The sequence below is a fragment of the Algoriphagus yeomjeoni genome (genome assembly GCF_049821175.1).
Taxonomy (GTDB): domain Bacteria; phylum Bacteroidota; class Bacteroidia; order Cytophagales; family Cyclobacteriaceae; genus Algoriphagus; species Algoriphagus yeomjeoni_A.
On the sequence record NZ_CP187512.1, the window covers coordinates 752,537 to 774,007 of the forward strand.

At 39.7% G+C, this 21,471-nt stretch carries 15 protein-coding genes; 2 read left to right on the top strand and 13 right to left on the bottom strand.

What is annotated here, in order from left to right:
• Positions 1-9 precede the first annotated feature (9 nt).
• The 5 genes from ACPUEN_RS02930 to ACPUEN_RS02950 form a co-directional block, all read right to left on the bottom strand.
• Positions 10-3,081 carry a SusC/RagA family TonB-linked outer membrane protein gene (locus tag ACPUEN_RS02930; RefSeq protein ID WP_425638332.1) on the bottom strand — a complete coding sequence of 1,024 codons (3,072 nt, stop codon included), beginning with the start codon at positions 3,079-3,081 and terminating at the stop codon, positions 10-12.
• Between the two features lie 508 nt (positions 3,082-3,589).
• Complete coding sequence (locus tag ACPUEN_RS02935; RefSeq protein WP_425638333.1) at positions 3,590-5,260, bottom strand: RagB/SusD family nutrient uptake outer membrane protein; 1,671 nt, start codon at positions 5,258-5,260, stop codon at positions 3,590-3,592.
• A 6-nt stretch (positions 5,261-5,266) separates the two neighbouring features.
• Positions 5,267-8,284, bottom strand: coding sequence for a SusC/RagA family TonB-linked outer membrane protein (locus ACPUEN_RS02940; protein WP_425638334.1), 3,018 nt, complete (start codon positions 8,282-8,284; stop codon positions 5,267-5,269).
• 521 nt (positions 8,285-8,805) lie between these two features.
• On the bottom strand, positions 8,806-10,152 hold the full coding sequence (locus ACPUEN_RS02945) for a Gfo/Idh/MocA family protein (RefSeq protein ID WP_425638335.1): 1,347 nt from the start codon (positions 10,150-10,152) through the stop codon (positions 8,806-8,808).
• A gap of 12 nt (positions 10,153-10,164) precedes the next feature.
• Positions 10,165-11,547 carry a 3-keto-disaccharide hydrolase gene (locus ACPUEN_RS02950; protein ID WP_425638336.1) on the bottom strand — a complete coding sequence of 461 codons (1,383 nt, stop codon included), beginning with the start codon at positions 11,545-11,547 and terminating at the stop codon, positions 10,165-10,167.
• A gap of 282 nt (positions 11,548-11,829) precedes the next feature.
• Here ACPUEN_RS02950 and ACPUEN_RS02955 point away from each other — a divergent pair, with 282 nt between their 5' ends.
• A complete protein-coding gene (locus tag ACPUEN_RS02955) occupies positions 11,830-12,993 on the top strand; it encodes a THUMP domain-containing class I SAM-dependent RNA methyltransferase (RefSeq protein ID WP_425638337.1) in 1,164 nt (387 codons plus the stop codon).
• Positions 12,994-13,055: 62 nt separating this feature from the next.
• On the opposite strand, the gene ACPUEN_RS02960 is transcribed toward ACPUEN_RS02955, so the two are convergent.
• From ACPUEN_RS02960 to ACPUEN_RS02995, 8 genes are all read right to left on the bottom strand, one after another.
• On the bottom strand, positions 13,056-14,567 hold the full coding sequence (locus tag ACPUEN_RS02960; protein WP_425638338.1) for a DUF4301 family protein: 1,512 nt from the start codon (positions 14,565-14,567) through the stop codon (positions 13,056-13,058).
• A gap of 130 nt (positions 14,568-14,697) precedes the next feature.
• On the bottom strand, positions 14,698-15,570 hold the full coding sequence (locus ACPUEN_RS02965) for a biotin-dependent carboxyltransferase family protein (protein WP_425638339.1): 873 nt from the start codon (positions 15,568-15,570) through the stop codon (positions 14,698-14,700).
• Complete coding sequence (gene pxpB / locus ACPUEN_RS02970; protein WP_425638340.1) at positions 15,567-16,262, bottom strand: 5-oxoprolinase subunit PxpB; 696 nt, start codon at positions 16,260-16,262, stop codon at positions 15,567-15,569. Before pxpB ends, ACPUEN_RS02965 begins: the two co-directional genes overlap by 4 nt.
• On the bottom strand, positions 16,259-16,978 hold the full coding sequence (locus ACPUEN_RS02975; RefSeq protein ID WP_425638341.1) for a LamB/YcsF family protein: 720 nt from the start codon (positions 16,976-16,978) through the stop codon (positions 16,259-16,261). The genes pxpB and ACPUEN_RS02975 overlap by 4 nt, the downstream gene beginning before the upstream one ends.
• Positions 16,979-17,038: 60 nt before the next feature.
• Positions 17,039-17,551, bottom strand: coding sequence for a YdeI/OmpD-associated family protein (locus tag ACPUEN_RS02980; RefSeq protein ID WP_425638342.1), 513 nt, complete (start codon positions 17,549-17,551; stop codon positions 17,039-17,041).
• A 65-nt stretch (positions 17,552-17,616) separates the two neighbouring features.
• Complete coding sequence (locus ACPUEN_RS02985) at positions 17,617-19,062, bottom strand: ATP-binding protein (RefSeq protein ID WP_425638343.1); 1,446 nt, start codon at positions 19,060-19,062, stop codon at positions 17,617-17,619.
• 9 nt (positions 19,063-19,071) lie between these two features.
• Positions 19,072-19,515, bottom strand: coding sequence for a response regulator (locus ACPUEN_RS02990; RefSeq protein WP_425638344.1), 444 nt, complete (start codon positions 19,513-19,515; stop codon positions 19,072-19,074).
• Between the two features lie 91 nt (positions 19,516-19,606).
• Positions 19,607-21,046 carry a sensor histidine kinase gene (locus ACPUEN_RS02995; RefSeq protein ID WP_425638345.1) on the bottom strand — a complete coding sequence of 480 codons (1,440 nt, stop codon included), beginning with the start codon at positions 21,044-21,046 and terminating at the stop codon, positions 19,607-19,609.
• A 187-nt stretch (positions 21,047-21,233) separates the two neighbouring features.
• Between ACPUEN_RS02995 and ACPUEN_RS03000 the strand changes: the two genes are divergently transcribed.
• Positions 21,234-21,386, top strand: a complete 153-nt coding sequence (locus ACPUEN_RS03000; RefSeq protein ID WP_111610442.1) for a lmo0937 family membrane protein — start codon at positions 21,234-21,236, stop codon at positions 21,384-21,386.
• Positions 21,387-21,471: the final 85 nt, after the last annotated feature.

The following is a 21,471-nucleotide window of genomic DNA, read 5'->3' on the forward strand; positions in this document are numbered from 1 at the left end:
TCTTTTAGCTTACAGTGTAACGTCGATTCCTAGGGTGAAATATCTCGGGATAGGACCAGAGTTTTCAGGATCCCAGAAGTCCCATTGTGGTGCAAAATGCCCAACGTTTCTGATATTACCGTACACACGTAAATTGGTGATATTTGCTTTTTCTGTCAGTTGCTTAGGGAAATTGTAGCCCATGGAGATATTTTCGAATCGAATAAAGGATCTCTTACGGTAAACACTAAATCCACCGGCTCCTCCTTCACTAGAGTTCAACCTTGCCCATTCGTTACTAGGATTTTCCTCCGTCCAATATGGTGTGATGTATGAGCTGGTTCTGTCCAGGAATCCATCTCTGTTTTTCATTTGGTTGAAAGAACCATCATGTCCCCAATAGGAGTAAACCATTACTGACACATCAAAATTGTTGAAAAGAACAAATTCATTTCTCAAACTCCAGCGGAACCTAGGCTGGGTAAAACCTTGAAACTGACGGTCTGCATTAGTAAATAAGCCATCACCATCTACATCTACTACTTTAAAATCGCCTGGTTTAACACCATAGTCAGCAGCAGCTTCAGATTCGTTTAATTGCCATATACCATCTGTTTTGTAATTCCAGATTTGATCGATAGCGCGTCCGATAAACCAGCCATTACTTGGGTCATCCAACTCTTCACCATTCTCATCAAGGTCTCCGTAAAGGCTCACAATTTCATTTCTATTCAATTGAAAATTAGCTGTAGACCTCCAGATGAAGTTGTTTCTCTCATAATTGGTAGAGTTTAGGGTAAGTTCAAACCCTTTGTTGTCCACCTGACCTAGATTGTCCCATACAAAGTTGAATCCTAGGAAATCTGGTAGGCTTCGCTCTACTAGTAAGTCTCTGGTGGACATTTTGTACATCTCAATAGTACCTGTCAGACGAGTTTTCAGAACTGAGAAATCAATTCCTAGGTTGAAGGACTCTGTTCTTTCCCACTGTAGGTTAGTGTTTTGCATTCTGTTTACATACAGTTGGTTGACCAAATACAGTTCTCCGCTAGGTCGCTCATAGAAATACTTTCCTGTATTCAAATCAGAAAGTGCTACATATCTACCTATATCACGGTTACCATTGCTACCCCAAGAGAAGCGCATTTTACCGAAATCTAACCAGTCAATGTTGATGAAGTTTTCGTCAGAGAAAACCCAGCCAACAGCTGCAGAATAGAATAGCGCTCTCGGGTTACTTTGACCAAAGGCGGAATAACCATCTCTTCTTACCGATATAGTGGTAGAATATTTACCGTCGTATGAGTAGATTAATCGACCCATCAATGCATCTCCAGTACTGTATTCATCATTACTGGAGATGATCGGATTGATACCACCACCAATATTGTGATAGCCTAAGCGGTCATGTGGTTCAAAACCATTATTGGTCATCGTATTGTCCCAAGACTGGAACTTCTCTGCGTTCACTAGGAAAGTTGCATTGAAATCATGCTTCTCAGCAAAAGTTTTCTGCCATGTTAGGATGTTATCCAGTTGCCAATAATAGGTCTTATTTTGTCTTCTGGATGCAATTCCACCTCTTTGACCCCATTCTGCATGGTTAGCAGATTGGTGATTGAAGTACTCGTAGTAAGTAAATCGTGGAGTGAAATTGGTTCGGAAATTGAAGCCAAATGGTAATTTGATATTGGCATAAAGAGTAGAATTTATATTGAGGTCTCTATCTACTCTATCGATATGGCTTCTGTCATAGAATGGGTGCGTTCCACCACTTTGCTCATCATTCGGTCTCCACTTGTACGTACCGTCTTCGTTGTATTCTGAACCCCAAGGAGAGAGCGTTCTTAGTAGATTCCAGTTTACTGTTACTTGACTTTCGTCCTGATGTGCAAATTGGATATTGGTACCTACCGAAAGCCAATCATTGACTTTTCCTTCCAGATTCAATCTTGTTCTGATGGTCTCAAATTCATCACCGATGATAATCCCCTCATTATTCAGATATCCAACTGACCAGTAGTAGTTGAAATTTTCATTTCTACCGGAAAGACTTACTGTGTAATCTTGGCGAAATCCAGTTTGGAAAATTTTGTCATACCAATCAACGGAATTTCCATTTTGGTAATTTTGGATTTCTGCTGGCTGCATGTTAAGTCTTTGTAGCCAAACGGTCACCGGGTCTCCTGAAGATCCATCATATGCCATCCACTGTTCCAAAGAAATATTACTTGGGAGTGTTCTTGGGTCAGAAAACTCAAACGGGTCATAACCACCTGCATTGATACTTTTGAAAACATCTTCTCTCCAACTTACAAATCCATCTGGGCCATATACCTCAGGGAAGGTTGCCATGGTTGCAAGGCCAGCATTTGCATTGAATTTGATTGTTGGTTTGCCAATCGTTCCTTTTTTGGTTGTGATCAGGATTACGCCGTTTGCTGCTTTTGCACCAAATACTGCTGCAGCACTTGCATCTTTAAGCACTTCGAGGTTATCGATATCATTTGGGTTGATATCAGCTAGCTCGCCGTAATAGATCGCTCCATCCAAAACCAGTAGAGGAGAGTTACCTGCATTTAGGGAAGTCTGACCTCTCACCTGAAGTGATCCGCCACCTTTTGCCGATGTACTCAATCCCACATTCAATCCCGCAGCATTTCCTCTTAGGATATCCTGAACAGAATTCGGGTTTTCATTTTCTAATTTATTTGGATTCACAGAGGATACCGCACCCGTGATATCCCGCTTTTTTGCTGTACCATATCCGATTACTACCACTTCCTCTAGATCGGAAGTATTTGGATTCATAGTCAAGTCGATTACCGACTGATTTCCGATCTCCATTTCTACAGGATCATATCCTATAAATGAGAATACCAATACACCATTTCGAGGAGCGCTTATAGAATATTTCCCATCGAGATCTGTAGTGGTGCCAGTTGCAGTTCCTTTCAGAAGGACCGTTACACCAGGCAGAGGCATGTCTGTTTCGTCTAAAACAGTACCAGTGATTTGTACTTCCTGTGCATGCGCCATAGTGACGCTGATGCACAGAGAAAATACAATCAACCAGAGGCTTTTGTAAATTTTGTACCGCATAAGTAGAGGGTTAATTGTTATTATATATATTGACTAAAGTGTTAATATTTTTAATTAAGAAACATTAACTTTCTAAAGTAAAATAATATGGAGCAAAGGCCCTATATCTTTGCTAGAAATTTACCGCAATCGATTTCGAAAGCGCTGGAGGCTATTTATAGGTTATTGTTGTACTTTGCTTTGATGAAGTGACATCAATAGAAGATGTTCTAATATGCATCCTGTAGTGTCATGTATATGGATTTGTTTATCCTTTCTAGGATGAAATTAGCAGCGAAATGCTTATGTTTTGAATAAGTGAGATGTCAAAAAAAGTATTTATTCTTTAGTAATTAGTGTGATTAAAAAAGTAATATTAGAATTGGCTAAATAATATTTAACCGGTGATTAATAAGAATTTCGCTTATTTTATTGTTTAAAAAAAGTTATTTAATACAAAACAAAAAAGAACTACCACGTATTCCATGGTAGTTCTTTACATATTATATTCTGTTTATTTAGAAAATACTTAATATCCTGGGTTTTGAGGGAATGCACTTGATGTACCTTCAGCCCGGTCAATTTGATTTTGAGGAATTGGTCTCAAGGTGTGAAATGCTTGAATATTTGGAGCTCCCTGAGGATTATACATCTTCACTCGCTCTACTAAAATTCCCCATCTTTTCAGATCCAACCACCTAGTCTGCTCGCCGATCAGCTCTCTTGCACGCTCTTCAGTAATGAATTCAAAAGTCAGTTCAGACTGGGTGATTTCCATTTCAGCTTCTTTGCCAGGAAATGCTGCTCTTCTTCTTACCATGTTAATGTTTTCAGTAGCCAATCCAAGTTTACCTTGTCTGAATTGAGCTTCTGCAAGAAGTAGGTATGTGTCTGCAAGTCGCATAGCAATGTAATCTCGTCCGCCTTCAAATTGCGTACGATCCACACGTCCCGGATCTTTATGTTTCTTCATAGGTGGGAACAATCTCTCTGTGTAAAAATCTGGAATCAACACTTGGTATGGATACTTTGCACGCTCAGCTTCAGACATATTGTAGCCTGGCAACCAAATGGTAGTATCTCCTCTGGCATAGGTTACTGTTGATTTGGATTTGTCGAACGTGGTATTAAACGTACCAGGATTGTTAGATAAGAAGACATCCTGGTAGGTGTTTTTGTATCTAGAATCATTTACACGGTCTGCAAAGATAGTATTCAGTGTGTAGTCAGTAGATTTATAACGTTTGAATGGTCTTCCATTTTCTATGTCTCTTATCATCCCCGGCTGCACATCGTATTCCATCAGGAAGAACACGTGAGAGTTATTTCCTCCTCCATTGGTCAAAGGATCTCGAGTATATTGAGTAGACCAAATTACTTCACTGTTTATCTCGTTTCCAAAGGCGTGAACGTCTCCAAAATCAGGAAGTAATTCAAAACCATAATTACTGATCACACTCTGTAGGTTGGACTCTGCTTTGGAATAATCGGCAGATTCGCCTGCTTCAGAAGTGCCTTTGGTAAGATAAACTCTACCTAGCAGATGTTCTGCTGCAGGACGAGTTGCCCGGCCATAATCTGTGGATCTTTCTTTATCTTCTAAATTAGGAATTGCCTCCTCTAGGTCTTTAATAATAGCAGCATAGATTTGTGCGACCGAAGCTCTAGTCACCTCCTTAGTAGGAACTGCTGTCTCTTGAAGTTGAAGATCTACACCTCCAAATAATTGTACAAGAATGAAGTAGTGGTGAGCTCGGATAAATTTAGCTTCGGCTACTCGTTGATCAATTTGAGCTTGAGGGATACCAGTAAGATTCGCAGATCTGTCTATTACGGCATTACAGGTATTTATTCCTCTATATAATTCATCCCATAATTCACGTATATGACCATTTTGAGAATCAAATTGGTTAGTATAGAAATTCATGAATTTCCAAGAACCATCTGCGCCATTAGTGAAGATGTCCGTACCGAAGATCGTAAGGTTATTTCCTCTCTCTGTACCATACCATGATCGCATTGTACTGTATGCAGCATTGATGCCGTCATTCATTCCTTTTGGCGTGTTCAGGTAATCGTTGCCGATCGGGGAAACAACATCTTCATCAAGGAATCCATCACAGGAAGCAGCGAATGAAAGTCCTACAATAAGGGCTGAAGATTTTGCCCAGTATTTTATATTTTTTGCTAGTTTTTTCATAATTGATTAGAATTTAGCATTGATACCAAATGTGAAAGAAGTGACAGCAGGGGATACATTAGAGTTAACTACACCTCCACCTACGCCTTGCTCGCCATCGATAAAGACTTCTGGATCAATCCCTTTGTGCTCAGAGCGATAATTAGCGAAGATAAATGGCTGCTGAATACTTGAGTAAATTCTCAAGGCTGTCATTCCTATTTTCTTAGCTGCTTCTGGTGAGAAATTATAACCAAAATTGATGTTTCTTACTTTGATGAATGTACCATCAAAATATTCCATTGAGCTTGCGTATTTCGCACTTTCCTGGTTCACATTTGGTCTTGGGTAAGAATTAGTTGGATTGGTTGGAGTCCAGTAATCAATATCCAAATTGTTATATCTACCCGCGAGAGAATTGTTTTGAGTATGGAACTGAGATCTAAGCATAGATCCAAATCTTCCATATAGGAAGAATGATAAATCAAATCCTTTGAAGTTAAATCTGTTTGTAAAACCCATTGCAAAATCAGCTACGGCAGAACCCAAGAATTGTCTATCAAGGGAGTTGATTACTCCGTCATTATTGAAGTCTTCAATTTTAATCTCACCCGGAACACTTCCGAAAGACTTAGCCTCATCCAATTCAGAAGTTTGCCAGATGCCTATCTTTTTCAAGTCATAGAATATCGTCAATGGCTGACCGATAAATCTTCCTGCGGAGATGTCATCACCGTTTGGTAAGGAAATAATTTCTTCTGTGTTTTTGGTGAAAATGATATCAGAAGACCAGGTGAAGTTTCCTTTTTCCACGTTTAGTGTGGAAATAGTCAATTCAATACCACGGTTTTGTGTCTCACCAATGTTAGTCGTAAACCCACCAAACCCAATAGAGTTTGGAAGTGGCTGAGGTGCTAGAAGATCACTTGTATTAGTGATGTAATATTCTAATGAACCAAATATTCTGCTGTTCCAAATCGCAAAATCCAATCCTAAATTGAGTGTAGTGGAAGTTTCCCATTTCAAGTCTGGATTACCAATTGTACTTGGTCTATAGCCAAAAGCGGCCGTATTGTCATAAGCGTAACTTGTTCTACCTAGCAAGGCTTGAGTTTGGTAAGGATTGATAGCCTGGTTTCCGATAGATCCATAAGATGCTCTAAGCTTCAACTGATCAAAAGTTGATGAGTTTTGCATAAATGATTCTGAATGAATATTCCATCCTAATGCAACTGAAGGGAAATAAGCAAATCTATTGTTGGCACCAAATCTAGAGCTACCATCAGCTCTAAGTGTAGCCGTTAAAAGGTATTTGTTTTTGAAGTCATAATTTACTCTACCCATGAACGACATCAGCGACCATTCTACAAGGTTGGTGTTTGCACCGGTAATTTGTGATGCATCCCCCAATCTATGGAAGAGCTGAGATTCTGCTGGTATACCTAATACGGAAATATTGCTTTGTTCAAATCTGTCTCTCTGGATGGACTGAAGACCGGTGATGTTTATGTTGTGAACATCATTAAAAGTTTTGGTGTAATTCAGGATATTTTCAAACGTATAATTGAAAGTAAATCGATCATCTACACTTCCTGTAGCAGCTCCACCACGTCTAGCATTAGTCTGAGAACCGGTGAATCGGCCATTTCTACTTATTGTAATATCTGGGCCAAATACCATTCTATAGCTAAGGCCTGGAAGAATATCATACTGAGCAAAAATACTGTTGAATATTCTGTAGTTTTTAGTCAAATCAGCTTGTGCACCTGGTACAATTTCAGCAAATGGATTAGTTCTTAATCCATCTTGAGTAGGGAGGAAAATTAAATTTCCTTCGTCATCATATGGTCTTCCAAGTGGGTTCTCTGCGAGAGCTCCTCCAAGTGGATTGAAGTTTTCTCCATTTCGCTCGCTGTATGAAACAAGCGTAGAAGTTCCGAATTTGATGTTTTTGGTAATCTTATGATCAATATTAGCTCTGAATGTGTATCGGGTATAATCCTGATTGATGATTACACCTTCGTCTTTAAAGTAGTTACCAGAAACGAAGAATGTGGTTTTATCACTACCACCACTAATACCTAATTGGTAGCTTTGAATAGAGCCGTTCCGTAATAGACCAGCAGGGTAATCTGTAGTTCTGCCTTGAGCAATTCCGTCAAGCTCAACGGGTTCAAAAATAGAAGCATCTATTTCTGGAGTTGTGGGACCTTCTGGGATTTCTCCACCAGCTCTACGTGATTCTCTCTTGTATTCAGCGAATTCAGGGCCATTGAATACATCAATTCTTCCCAACTCTTTGTTGATACCATAATAAGCATCTAGAGAAACAATAGTTTTACCAACTGACCCTCTTTTGGTGGTGATCAATACTACACCATTTGAACCTCTAGATCCATAAATAGCTGTGGCTGAGGCATCTTTCAATACTTCCATGGACGTAATATCCTGTGGGTTGATATCGTCAATTCCTCCCGCAAGAGGAATTCCATCTACTACATAAAGTGGCTCATTCGAAGCATTGAATGATCTTCTACCTCTAATTCTTACTTGTGGAGCAGATCCTGGCTTAGATCCTGGCTGTGTCACATCGACACCTGCCGCACGTCCTTGGAGCGCTTGTCTAGCATCCGTAATAGGAAGTTCTGCTATTTCTTTCGAGCCTACTGAGGAAATAGCTCCAGTTAATTGACTCTTTTTAGCCGTTCCATATCCTACAACGACTACTTCCTCCAAGTCTGATAGATCAGGAGTCAGATTCACATCGATTACTGTTTGGTTTCCTACTACTATTTCCGTGGCAGTGTAGCCAATAAAAGAGAAAACAAGGGTGCCATTAGCAGGACTTGAGATGGAATACTTGCCATCTAAATCTGTTGTGGTTCCTGTCGTTGTTCCTTTTACAAGGATGGTAGCACCTGGCAAGGGCTGACCTGTTTCATCGTAAACTGTACCACTAATTTGTGCATTTTGCGAATATCCATGGGTAATGGACAGCAGCACCAAAAGTAGTACACTTAAATAAGTGTAAAGTTTTGACTTCATAATTTTGGGTTTTATTAAAAGAAAATTGGCTTTTAGATTCTATACCAAAGAATTCATCCTTTTACAGATGAAACTCAGAATATACAATCTTCAGTTAAGGTATGGTATTACAGATAATTTCTCTTAAAAAACTTTCCTCTATTTACGCAATCGATTGCGCTGTTAAACGGTGCTAAAATTCTTTGTTTGGTTTATATCCGCGTTAATTGGGTGATTTTGACCTTTTTTGAGTGAAATGCATTCCTAGTTATGTTGTTCTTTAGGGCATATTTCCGGGAATTTATTTTTGAAAAAAATCTAATTTTTGACTGGCTTCGAAGTCTTCATACCCCATTTGCGAAGCTACTTATTTGTTGCAAGTTCTTAGGAAGACTTCCTATACTTTGCACTGTCTTACTTTGAGTTTAACTACAAAAAGGCCAGCATTAGCTGACCTTCTGTAGTTAAGTACATTAATAGTACTTAAAATTATAATTTATTGTTTATGCTAGAAATTCTTTATTAAATTTTTTAAAGATGAATCAAACCTTTGGTGGCTCCCAGCCTTTTTCATATGATCTAGTCCAAAGCGCTGATGCTTTTTTGGAGTTTTTAATATGACCATTGCTAGGGTCGCAAATCAAACTTTCACCTGTTCTATAGCTGATATTTGCCAAATGACAGAGTAGGGTACTGACTGCACCTTCTTCGATATTGGAGTTTTGCTTTTCCAATCCGCGTACTGCATTGAAGAAATTGACGATGTGAATTGTGCTCATGTCACCGCCACCGCCAAGTGCAGTTCCAGCTTCATTGCCGCCGGACATATTGCTTTTTACTTCTTTTCCGGATCTGTCAAATTGCTTATAGCCACCTCGATCTACATAGACGGATCCTTCTGTGCCGTAGATGATTGTACCACGATCTGATCCGTAGGTTTTATAGCTGTTTCTACTTTTGCCATCCCATTGGATCACAGAACCATTTTCGAATTTGAAAGTCGCGTCCATGGTATCATACATCACCCAGCCATCATCTGCATAGTGTCGCTTATCAGCAGTCACCTGTACTTCACTTGGGTAATCGACCTGAAGTGCCCAGCGAGCTACATCCAGTTCATGTGTGGCATTGTTTCCAGTCTCAGCAGTTCCATAATCCCATCCGTACCAGTGCCAGTTGTAGTCCCAAGTGTCGTGAGTATAGGCTTTTCTAGGAGCTGGACCTTGGAACATTTCCCAGTCCAAACCAGCAGGAGCTGCGGCTGCTACAGGATTTGGTACTGCGCCACGATTGTTGCTATAAAAAGCTTTTGCCATAAATGCTTTACCGATCGCCCCATTATGGATGGCGGAAATGATCTCACGGCTTTCTGGTGCTGAGCGCTGCTGATTACCCATTTGCACCACTTTATTGTACTTCTTTTGCAGAGCTATTAGCAATTCTCCTTCATGTGGATTGTGGGAGCAAGGCTTCTCCACGTATACATGCTTTCCTCTTTCCAAAGCCAGCCAAGTACCTGGTGCATGCCAGTGGTCAGGAGTTGCGATAATTATCGTATCTACTTCTTTATCATCCATCACTTTCATGACATTTTGCTCCAATTTGGGAGTATAGTCAATGTGCTTCTGGAAATTCTTAGCGGCTTTAGGCATCTGAGATTCCATGGCATCACAGAGGTACAGCAGGTTTACATTGCTGGATTTCAAGCCAATTGGCTCGTAGTACGCGCCAAGACGCCTTCCTAAACCTGCTATAGCGACGTTTAGTCGTTCATTTGCACCAATGATATTCGCATATGATTTTGCAGTAAAAGCAGCTGAACCTAATGCAGAAAATCCTATGGTAGCAGCAGCGGATTTTTTGATAAAGTCTCTTCTGTTATTTTTCATGGATTTTGGGTTTTAGTTTAAGGTTTTGATCTTAATGTTTTTGAAACTTACATCGTCTCCGTGGTCTTGAAGAAGAATGTGCCCTTCTTCAGCTTCGCCAAAGTTATCCCATTTCTCATATTTACTGATTGCTACCAAATCAAGGTATTCCTGAGATCCTCGTACATATTCTACTACTTTCACGCCATTTAAGTAATGTGCTACATTATTGTCTGGGGTGACTACTACACGTCCTTTGTTCCATTCGCCGACTGGCTTGATGAACCTAGCATTTTTGTCTGCTTTGATTAAGTCATAAAGTGAGGCCATCGTACGATTTCCGTCTCTTCCCATTTTGGCATCAGGGTGATTATCATCATCCAAAACTTGGTATTCTAGTCCAATGGCCGAACCTTTATTGCCCTCTGATAAAGTCACGAAATACTTAACACCCGAATTTGCTCCTTCGGTCAATTTGAATTCAAAAGCTAAATCAAAAGCCGAAAATTGCTCAGTAGTGACGATATCTCCAGCATTGGCAGATTCACGACCATCTGATGCAGCAATATTCAACTCTCCGTCTTTTACCGACCAACCTGACTCTGGGAAAGTTTCTTTGTATGCACCTCTCCAACCTTCAGAGTTTTGACCGTTGAAAAGTAATTTCCATCCATTTTCTTTCTCATAATCTGTCAATGAGTTTAAGCGATTGTTTACTACAAAAATATCTTTGTCAAACGCCATTGATTCCAGATTCTCAGTTTGAATTTTCACATTTTTAAATGTGGTTTTTCTCCCAGCATCCTCTGCGTTACGAATGCTGTGCACTTGTAAACCGATAAATCCTGTTTTGTCCATATCATCGACAACATAGGCTACAGGCTGACCATTTACCCAAGTTTTGATTTCATCACCAATAGCTTCGATTCTGTAATGATTGAATTCACCCATTTTGAAAGCAGTCTTTGCTGCTGGGTTGAGGTCCAACGGATATAACCAGCCTCTTCTGGCTTCGTCATATAATCCACCTGACCATGCTCTTTCGGAAGGATCTGCTTCGATTTGATAGCCATACACTAATCCATTTCCATCTCTGGCAGCCGGGTCAAATTGACCTCGTGCCATCACACCAGAGTTACTGGAAGAATGCTCGATTTTGAGGTCAAGCTCCAAAATAAAGTCGCCGTATGTTTCTTCAGTAATCAGGAAAGTATTAGGGGAATCAGCCACAGCAGAGCCTACAATAGTCCCATCTACCACTTCAAAAGTGGCAGTGCCTGCTACAGTTTTCCAACCGCTTAGGTCATTTCCATTAAATAAATCTTTCCAGCCATCGTCAACTTTTTGCTCGCCTGCACAGCTGACAAGGACCGCAGATGTAATTAAAACCGCGAGAATGTTTCGGGTATATTTCATAAAATTCAGGTGTTGTTGTTCAATATAAAAGTCAAGATTTAGTGCGATTGCAGCAAACGCAATTCTGTTAAGTTACGCAATCGTTTGCGAGTAGTCCTTTCAAAAATTGATGAATCAAGAAGCTGGAAGGAAGAATGGAAAAGAATCTTATGATCGTTGATTTCCTGATTATCTGCCTTTTAGTTTACTTTGGCTTTTCCCGATCTCGATTTGTGAACCTATCCCGAAGAATCAACGCCAGGTTTGAGAAGTACTTCTCATTGGCATTCATTACTTTTGCGCATGCTTGATTTTAATCTCAAAGGAAAAGTTTTTATCACCTGTAAGGATCGCTCTGTTTCTTACTTGGAAAAAGAAGTACGTGAACTGGGATTTGTGCCCGAAGCTGTCACAAGAACAGGAATAGAATTAAGAGCTACCATGGAAGAATGCATGGATCTCAATCTTCATTTGCGCACAGCCTCCCAAGTTCTGTATGAAATCAAGTCTTTTTACCTGCGAAATGCAGATGATATCTACCGCAGATTTAAAGCAATTCCTTGGGAAGATTATCTGGATGTGGATGGCTATTTCTCTGTAAATTCTGTTGCAGAAAATGAAAGTATCACAACTCCGCTAATTGTCAATGTCAAAGCTAAAGATGCTATTGTTGATCGATTTCGTGAGCTGAAAGGGCGCAGACCGGATTCTGGTTCGGATTTTAATGGCTTGGTTTTCCAGGTTTATTGGAAGGAAACCCAGTGCTCGGTTTACATCAATACTTCAGGAGATACACTTGCAAAGCATGGTTACCGTAAAATCCCAGGAAAAGCTCCCATGATGGAAGCACTGGCAGCCGCGACGATTTACGCTACGGAGTGGAATACCCGAGTTCCTTTTATCAATCCCATGTGTGGGTCTGGGACGCTTGCGATAGAAGCGGCATTGATGGCGACGAAGCGTTATCCGGGGCTTTACAGAGATCATTATTCATTTCAGCACCTATTGGGCTACGATGAGCAGGCTTTTCTGGCAAAGAAAAAGAAGCTTGAAAGTAAAATCATGGAGCTTCCTGACTTGAAAATTATTGCCTCTGATATTTCACTACAGGCGATTTCTTTTGCGCAAGAGAATGCGATTACTGCGGGAGTGGATCACATGATAGAATTCCAGGTATGTGATTTCGCGGAAACAGAAATTCCTGAGCGTCCTCGTGGCGTGATCATGTTCAACCCGGAATATGGCGAAAGGCTAGGTGAGAACGATGAACTGGAACTAACCTATAAGAGAATGGGTGATTTCCTGAAGCAAAAATGCGCCGGATACAGAGGGTATATTTTCACCGGAAATCTTGAATTGGCTAAAAAAATAGGACTAAAAGCAAGTCGTAGAATTGAATTTTGGAATGGAACTATTGACTGCCGCTTGCTGAAGTACGACTTGTATGAAGGTAAAAAAGAAGAATAAATTCAGAAAGCTAAAGTCAGAAGTCTGAAACTTTCAGATTTTTGACTTTAGCTTTCAAACTTTTATTGGTGTTCGTCCCGCAGCAGATCATTCACAGTCTTCACAGGGTTGAAGGTGATCAGAGGGACTTCCACGAAGATGGTATTCCATCCAGCCATTGCACCGTTCCAAAGCCCAGGTAATTCAAGCGCTTTGAGATCTTTCCCGCTTTTTGATTTCTCTGTGATAAATCCTGTCATCATATCTCTGTATTGCAACAGGTCAAATGACTCTCCTTTGTAATTTCTGGTAGCACATACCAAATCAACGGGGTTGAAGTGGGTAGCAGCTTTGAAATGTTCTTTTGCGGCTGGATCGTTCAAATCGATCTGGGCAGTTTCTAGGATTTGAAGTGATTGGAATCCATCTTCTTCCATTACCCAGAATGGGCCTCCTCCTGGTTCTCCAGTGTTTTTTACCATTCCACAAATCCGTATAGGACGGTCAAGTTTGACTTTCAAAAATGCAGCTTTAGCCTCAATGGAGAGGTGAGAAAAATCCTCTGGGACTTTCACCCCCAAATCATTTGTCAATACTTCTTCTGCTTTAGCTACGGATTGTTCGTTTTCTCTTTTATCTAAGTCACTAAGTGCGGCAAAGACTTTTTCCTGAGCTTCCAGAAGCATTCCGCCTATGGCCATTTTATAGGTTTTAGTCTCGCCTTTCAATCTATCAGGAACCACATTATCCACGTTTTTGATAAAGATCAGGTCAGCGGATACATCATTAAGATTTTCTAGCAGAGCTCCATGTCCAGCAGGTCTGAAGAGGATACTTCCATCTTCTTCCAAAAACGGTGTATTATCTGTGTTTACAGCGATGGTATCGGTAGATTTCTTCTGCTGAGAGTAGCTGATTTCGAAGTTTACTCCAAACTCTTTCTCTATTTCCGGAAGTATCTTTTCTATTTCCGCTTTGAATTTGGGAGCATGCTCAGGAGAAACTGTGAAGTGTATTTTGACTATAGACCCTTTCCCGACAGCATATTGCACTCCCTCGATCAGATGCTCATAGGCAGGAGTTCTTCTACCGTCTTTGTAGCGGTGAAATTTCAATAATCCTTTGGGTAGATTTCCGTAACCTAGCCCTTCATCCAAAAGTAGAGCAGCCAGAATGCTTTTATAATCTTTGGTGTCAAGCGCATGATATATGCTACTTCCCTGACCTTCTAAGACTTCATCAAGATCTTCATAAAAGGCAAACTTCTCGATGTTGTTCATGAATTTCTGAACAAAAGCAGATTTGCTGATATCGCCATCACCTTCCAGAAAAGCGAAAAGATCTTTAAACATTCGGGATGCCGCCCCACTGGCAGGAACAAATTTCAAGACTTCAACTTTGGATGCTTTTTCTGGATAGGTCATTAAGAAATGCCTTAGCTCCTTATCACTCAAAACTTTTATTCCATCTCCAGGTGTGGCTGGAGCTGTGATGTTGAGAAAAGGGAAGCCGTTTTCGAAATGTTGAATTTGTTGTGCTACGGTATCAGGGTTCATTCCCTGAGACAAAATCTTTGATTTTAAGCCTGCGTCCATAAGGTATCGGGTTCAGTGTAAAAGTGTAATATAATAGGCTTTCTGCCTTTCCTCAAGCAGTGGGCACGTTTTTTTTCAAAGTATTTTAATATCTGAAATGGGAGATTTCTGATGTTATTAGCATGGATGTTCAGCCCAATTTTTTTACACTGAATTTGATTTTTTCCTGTGGCTTTTTTTGAGCGATGAGCGAAATTGCATTTTCTGTGAGTTGCAGAATCCTGGGATATCCACCAGTTACTTGGGCATCCTTCATCAAAACCAATAATTTACCTCCTGAAGTAAGTTGGACTGTACCCGGAAATACAGGGGCCGTTGCCATCTCAGGGATATTGTTTGGAAGTAATTCCGTGAGTTGGATTGCCATTCTGTTTTTTAGATCCGAGATCGTAAACTCACTGGTTTCAAGCTTTTCCTGTGAATGTTTATCTAATAAGTCCCATTGCGGTCCTGGATACGCTGTTATTATTTTTTCCTGTAGCCAACTGGTATCTCGTTTTACTTTGGAAGCAGTAAATTTTGGAATTTCCTGATTGGTGAAGTAGGAGATTCGTTCTTCCTTTTTTGCAAAATCTGACTGGGTAATTCCTCCAAACCAACTTCTGGAGTTCATTATTTTTTCAGTCTGAAATCCATTTTTGATGCCTAAATAGAGCACTGCCCCAATTTCCATAGAGCCGATTTCCAGAAGATCATTTGCTTGAATAGGCAGTAAATTGGGATTAGAAAGAACGTTTCCATTAAGCTTTATAGCTACTTTGGCACCAGCAAGACAAATCAAAGTAGGTGATCCAAATTGCACTTTCAATCCCGGCTGGCAGATTTCCAAAGCTGCGTCTGATTCTTCGTTTTGAAGCAGATAATTTACCCAGGCAAACGAGCGTAAATCCAAAACCCCAGAATTGGGAACGCCAAACTGGGCAAATCCAACTCTCCCTAAATCCTGAATGGAGGTTCCAGGACCGGTTTTTAGGATTTTCATATAGCCGATATCCCGTATCATCTGAACTTTGGTGGTTTTGGATTTCTTTTTAATCGCTCAAACTCCTGAAAAGTAATTGGAGTGAATTCTATCCTCTCTCCAACTTCCGCAAATACAGGGATGTCTAGAGTAGGGTTAAATAAAGGTATGGGAGTTTGACCTACCAAGTGCCAGCCACCGGGACTGGAAGATGGATAGATTCCAGTTTGTTCGCCGCCGATTGCTACAGAACCAACAGGGACTTCTCGATCTGGAACGCTTTTTCTTGAAGTATAAAGTATTTCTGGAAGTCCATTTAAATACATGAATCCAGGCAGAAACCCATAGAAATGGAGTCTGTAAAGTGGCTTGGAATGCAGCGCTATGACTTCTTCTACGCTTATCTTTTTAGTCTTTGCTAAGGACTCCAGATCTCGGCCAGTCTCTGAAGCATAGCACACAGGTATTTCCCAGATTTTTTCTGGCAGCGAATGTGTTGATTTTTCCAAAGAAAAAGTTTCCAGCCAGTTTTTGATTTCAAAATCTATTCTCGGTTTTGAAAATAAAACCGATAAGGTTTTGAATCCCATTCGAAGCTCACATAGTTCAGTGCTGAAGTCTTTTTCAACTGCCGATTTTAAGCCTAGTTGCTCTCGTAGCAATTGATCTGACACGTTGGATTCCCATTCAAATTCACAAATCAAAGGAGAGATTTGTTTGAACTTCGGTTTCATGTCCAGAATTTTTTTCTGATTCTTGGCAAAAAGTCCTGTATTCCTGGATTGTCTCCATGGAAGCAAATGGTGTCAGGCTGGAAAGGTAGTTTTTTGCCTGAATCTGATAGCAAATAGCCTTTTTCAAGCAAAGATTTGAGCGGTGGTGAGATCTCACTTTCTGAAATTAAATGAGACCCAAATACTGACCTTGGTACTAACTGGTAATTATCCATATACCTTCTATCTCCAAAAACTTCAACTCGTTGGCACAAATTCTTCTGCTTGATGTACTTTTCCAGTTGAGAATGTGGGGGAGCAAAAATCGGGGTATTATGGAAATGACTAGCGATAAAATCTGTGAGACTATCCGCCATTTCGGCGTCCGCTGCGGCTTCATTGTATAAGGCTCCATGGAATTTGATGTGATCCATTGTGATTCCAGATTTCTCTGCCAATTGTTCAAATTTTAATATTTGAACCAATATTGACTTCTTAAGATCTTTATCAGAAATCTTCATAGTCTTCCTTCCGAAATTCTTTGGATCAGGATAGGAGGGATGAGCACCAACTTTTTTCTTGTAAATCAAAGCTAATTCCAAGCTTTCATTAATTGAGTTTTCATCCCCAAAGTGACCTCCACATGCAATACTGGCTGTATCTATGAATTGAAAGATCTGTTTTTCGTTTGGCATGCCTTCACCTAAATCACAATTTATGTCTGGCAGTTTCTTCATTATAGGGGTAAAAATTGAGTAAAATTCAAAATACAAAAAGTAAGCTAAGACAGCGCGTATTTACCATAACTTATTGTAATACTTTATCAACTCATTCAGTTGCTTGTAGTCTAACTTTCCTTTGACGAGTTTGAGATGATGAATAATTGCTAGTGCTTTCTTCATTCGACTTTCCGGATTTTTCACCTTTGTCACAGTATAAACCATCATTCGTTGCTTTCCTGGAGTTAAACTTTTGAAAAAGGTAGCACCTTCCTCATCCTGATCCATCAGCACTTGAAGTTCTTCTGGCATTTCATGGCCATATTCGCTGTGATCTCGATCTATTTTAATTGAAAAAGAGGTCTCTTCGGATAGGTTCAACCGCTTGCGCAGCTCTTGATTAATCAGGACATACCAATAATTCTTTGCTTTCATCAACGCCATATGAAATGGTCCTTCGTTTTTTATCCATATCAAAACCCGACGATGATTTTCATCCATCATTTGCTTGGAGATACCATCGGAAATTGGAATGTGGTATTGCCAATGGTTGAACTCAAATGCAGCTAATTTCCCTTGAAATTCTATCATTAAAAGTATTTTGCAATAGATAGTTGGAAGTCGATTTCACCCTCTCTTTAGGGTACTTAGATTATTTAACTCGGAATATTAAAAGTGATTAAAAAAGAAGTCCCTTTTCCTACTTCACTTTTTACGCGAATAGATCCACCATGACTTAAAATGATGTTTTGCGTATTGGTAAGCCCAAGACCGGAGCCGGCTGCTTTGCTGGTAAAGAATGGTTCAAATAGTCGTTCTAGATTTTCCTTGGGAATTCCTTCACCATTATCCTTGATTTCAATTCGGCATTGATTTTCTTTAATGGATGTTTTTAAAATGAGCTTACCTGCTTTTTCTGGAATGGCTTCTATTGCATTTACAATAAGGTTAATCAATGCGATTTTAATTTTTTCTCCATCTACACTTATGTCGCAGATATCAGTTTGATATTGTTTTTGAATGGTAATTCCCTTAAAATCTATCCGGTCATTGACATGCTCCAGCGCTTCATCTAAAAGGGTATTGATCGAATGATTTTTAGCATCCAATTCTGTGAATCTTGTGCTATCCAACAGTTGAGTGACCAGGTGATTTATTCTGTCGCAATTCCTGCGGATAACGTCAATCAAATCTCCACTTTCTACTAAAACTGACTCAGGTAGCTCCATATGAAGCTGGTCAGCGGAAAGGAGAATGGTAGTCAAAGGGTTTTTGACTTCATGTGCCAACAGCCTCGCTATTCTACCTGTAGAAGAGAATTTTTTAAGATTATGTTCTTCCTCTTCTTTCGCTTTGATGGCACTAAGATCTTTGATAAGAACTTGATAAATATTTACCTCTTGCTTGACTATACTTATCAAGCTATTGATGGAATGGCCATGTTCGATAGTCAAGAGGGCTTCCATATCGTATAGCTCCTCGCCATTTAAGAATAATTGCTCCAATTCTTGACGTGAAGATTCATCAGGCAATAAGTCTTTGAAAAAATAGGTTTCATCAGAATTTGGATCATGTGCTTTGAGTCCGAATTTTTTCTGAAAGGCAGGATTGACTTCTAAAATTTCACCCTCGTAATCCATTAACAGAAATGGATCAGTGGCGAGCTCGAATATTGATCTAAACTTAACTGCTGCACTAGAAAGAGACTCCATCAACTGCGCATCTCGAATAGCATATCTCAGCGTTCTATCTAGAGTCTGCGCATCAAATTCACCTTTAACCAGGTAATCTGAAACGCCAAGGTTGAGCGCTTCTTTGTCGATGTTTCCTGTACTCATACCCGTGAGCATGATTACAGGAGCGTGTTTTCTAACTAATTTTATCTCGCGGATAAGTTCTAATCCTGTGTCTTTACCTAATCTGTAATCGACTAAGAACAGGTCAAAGCTTTCATCCAGTTTTGGAATGGCTTCCTCAAGACTAGTAGCTCCCTCAACTTCATAGGTAGTATCAGTGATTTTTTTGAGAAGACTAGATGCCAACAAAAAATCATCTGGATCATCGTCTACATAAAGTACTTTTATATTTTTTCCACTAAACATATTTTTTGATTAGTCTGGTAACAATACAGTTTTCGACCAATAATTTTCAATTTCTTCTGTGACCTTCACTAATTCCTCAAAGGATCCAGGCTTGGTGATAAAGCTACTTGACCCCATTTTGTAGGTGGCCTGAATATCATCAATATTATTGGATGTAGTGAAGATTATGACTGGAATAGATTTAAGGTCTTCGCACCTTTTAATTTCAGCAAGCGCTTCTTTACCACCTACTCTAGGCATATTAAGGTCAAGAAGAATAATATCTGGCCTGGGGTATTTCAGCAGGTCATTATATGGAGCGATGCGCTTTAAATATTTCAAAAGAGCCTCTCCATCATCCACACAAGTAACTTTCTCCTTTGGTAAAGTTCTTTCAAAGGCTTTTAAGATTAATAATTTATCATCTTCATCGTCTTCTGCGACTAGGATTTGGATGGGTTTCTCGAAGGACATGAGCATAAAGTCTGTGACGAACAAGGGTTAGATTCTGATGAAAAGATAAGTATGATTTTTAGAAATAAACCTAGTACTAACAATTACGGTATTACGTACTGATAAATGGCAGGATTATATAGAATGTGGAGCCATTAGAAGGACTGCTCTCTGCAAAAATTACTCCACCATTTTTCTCGATGATTTTGCGAGTAATCGAAAGTCCAATTCCGGTCCCTTCATATTCATTCTTGCCATGTAACCGCTGGAAGATCGAAAAAATTCGATCCGAGTATTCTTTGTTAAACCCAATTCCATTATCTGATACTTTAATTAAATGATATTTCTCTTCTAAATCAAGAGTTGGGAATTTTTTCACAAGTTCAGTGCTCGCCTCTTGAGCCGTAATTGAGATTTCTGGATTTGTGTCTGGTTTGGAGAATTTGATTGAATTTGATATTAGGTTTTGAAATACCTGTCGGTATTCTGTTTCAGCACCATAGACATCAGGTAATTTTCCTACGGTTATTTTAGCAGATTTGTCCTGAATGGCAACTTCTACGTCTTCAAGGATCTCCGTGATGACTTTTGATAGTTCTACTTCCTTAATTTGGTCATTTTCAATTTTACCGGCTCTGCTGTATTCTAAAAGATCGGTAATTAACCGTCTCATCCGAGTAGAAGCTGCTGTGATACGGTTTAGGTATAGTTCTCCATCACCTTCTAGTTTATCTGCAAATTGTTCTTTAAGGAGGTCTGAAAACGCAGTGATTTTTCGTAGAGGTTCTTGCAAATCATGTGAGGCGACGTATGCAAATTGTTCCAGCTCTTTATTTGAGTGGTCCAGGAGGCTTATCTGATCTTTGAGCTTTTCCTGAAATAAAGTTCTATCACTATCTGCAGCCACTTGAGCTTTATTGTATTGGTAGATAGAGAAAAAAGTCACCAATCCAATAGTGATTGAGAAGATAGAAATAAGGCCTACTATAAAAGGTAACGCATTAATATTATTGATCAAGCTTTGGTTTCTTTCTTGGAAAAGATTGTTTTCAACTTCATTGATCCGTAAAACCACATTTTTGATCATTATATAGCCACTAAGGGCATTACTGGCTTTACTGGGATCTAGGAATCCGTCTAGGTCGCCATGTTCTTCGATGTAGTCAATGGTAGCTTCGAAGGTCCTGACTCTAGTGTTTATTAAGCCTCTGAGTTCTTCAATATTATTCTGTTGCACGCCATTGTCCACTGTCAAATTCTGCAATTGTGTCAACAAAAGATCTGCATCAATATTGGATTGCCTGTAGTTTGTCAAAAACTCTTCATTTCCAGTGATCACGTAGCCCCTGATGTTAGTTTCTCTTTCAATAATGCTGGAATACAACTCACCTGCTCTCTGCAGTACATTTGAGGTGTGCATGACCGCATTGGTATAAAATTCTATTCTTCCCGCTGTCCAATAGGAGATAGCACTTCCCACCACAATCAGGATTAGAGTCACGATCGAATATATTTTGACCTGACGGATGGATGGGTTTTCGTTTTTTGTCATATAGATTTTCCTTGAATTGGGGAATTTGTTACTCAAAAATACCGAAGGGTTTTTCTTAATTATTTAATCAATCGTGATTATTAGGCTATTTAGCGCATTTGGCGACGGTTTCATTGATTTGTGTTAAAAAGGCATACCACTTGAGTTAGAAGTTATAAACTAAATAACCAACCTAAACAACAACACTATGAGTTCTTTATTGTATTTCATCGCAGTCATTCTGGTTATAGGCTGGCTCGTAGGAGTCTTCGCTTACAGCGCCGGAGGATTAATCCATGTACTACTGGTAATAGCAATTATTGCTGTGATTTTCAGATTGATTTCTGGTCGATCAATTTAGATGCAAGCGAATACTTGCTAGCCCAAATAACTAAATTATAAAGGTCAAATGGAAACTCATTCGAGATTTGACAGTTATACAAGCA

Coding starts and splice junctions, on each gene's coding strand:
- ACPUEN_RS02955 (WP_425638337.1), top strand. CDS start 11,830: ATGCTTGATTTTAATCTCAAAGGAAAAGTTTTTATCACCTGTAAGGAT.
- ACPUEN_RS02965 (WP_425638339.1), bottom strand. CDS start 15,570: ATGATACGGGATATCGGCTATATGAAAATCCTAAAAACCGGTCCTGGA.
- ACPUEN_RS02940 (WP_425638334.1), bottom strand. CDS start 8,284: ATGAAGTCAAAACTTTACACTTATTTAAGTGTACTACTTTTGGTGCTG.
- ACPUEN_RS02960 (WP_425638338.1), bottom strand. CDS start 14,567: ATGGACGCAGGCTTAAAATCAAAGATTTTGTCTCAGGGAATGAACCCT.
- ACPUEN_RS02950 (WP_425638336.1), bottom strand. CDS start 11,547: ATGAAATATACCCGAAACATTCTCGCGGTTTTAATTACATCTGCGGTC.
- ACPUEN_RS02995 (WP_425638345.1), bottom strand. CDS start 21,046: ATGACAAAAAACGAAAACCCATCCATCCGTCAGGTCAAAATATATTCG.
- ACPUEN_RS02945 (WP_425638335.1), bottom strand. CDS start 10,152: ATGAAAAATAACAGAAGAGACTTTATCAAAAAATCCGCTGCTGCTACC.
- ACPUEN_RS02980 (WP_425638342.1), bottom strand. CDS start 17,551: ATGATAGAATTTCAAGGGAAATTAGCTGCATTTGAGTTCAACCATTGG.
- ACPUEN_RS02975 (WP_425638341.1), bottom strand. CDS start 16,978: ATGAAGAAACTGCCAGACATAAATTGTGATTTAGGTGAAGGCATGCCA.
- ACPUEN_RS02935 (WP_425638333.1), bottom strand. CDS start 5,260: ATGAAAAAACTAGCAAAAAATATAAAATACTGGGCAAAATCTTCAGCC.
- ACPUEN_RS02985 (WP_425638343.1), bottom strand. CDS start 19,062: ATGTTTAGTGGAAAAAATATAAAAGTACTTTATGTAGACGATGATCCA.
- pxpB (WP_425638340.1), bottom strand. CDS start 16,262: ATGAAACCGAAGTTCAAACAAATCTCTCCTTTGATTTGTGAATTTGAA.
- ACPUEN_RS03000 (WP_111610442.1), top strand. CDS start 21,234: ATGAGTTCTTTATTGTATTTCATCGCAGTCATTCTGGTTATAGGCTGG.
- ACPUEN_RS02930 (WP_425638332.1), bottom strand. CDS start 3,081: ATGCGGTACAAAATTTACAAAAGCCTCTGGTTGATTGTATTTTCTCTG.
- ACPUEN_RS02990 (WP_425638344.1), bottom strand. CDS start 19,515: ATGTCCTTCGAGAAACCCATCCAAATCCTAGTCGCAGAAGACGATGAA.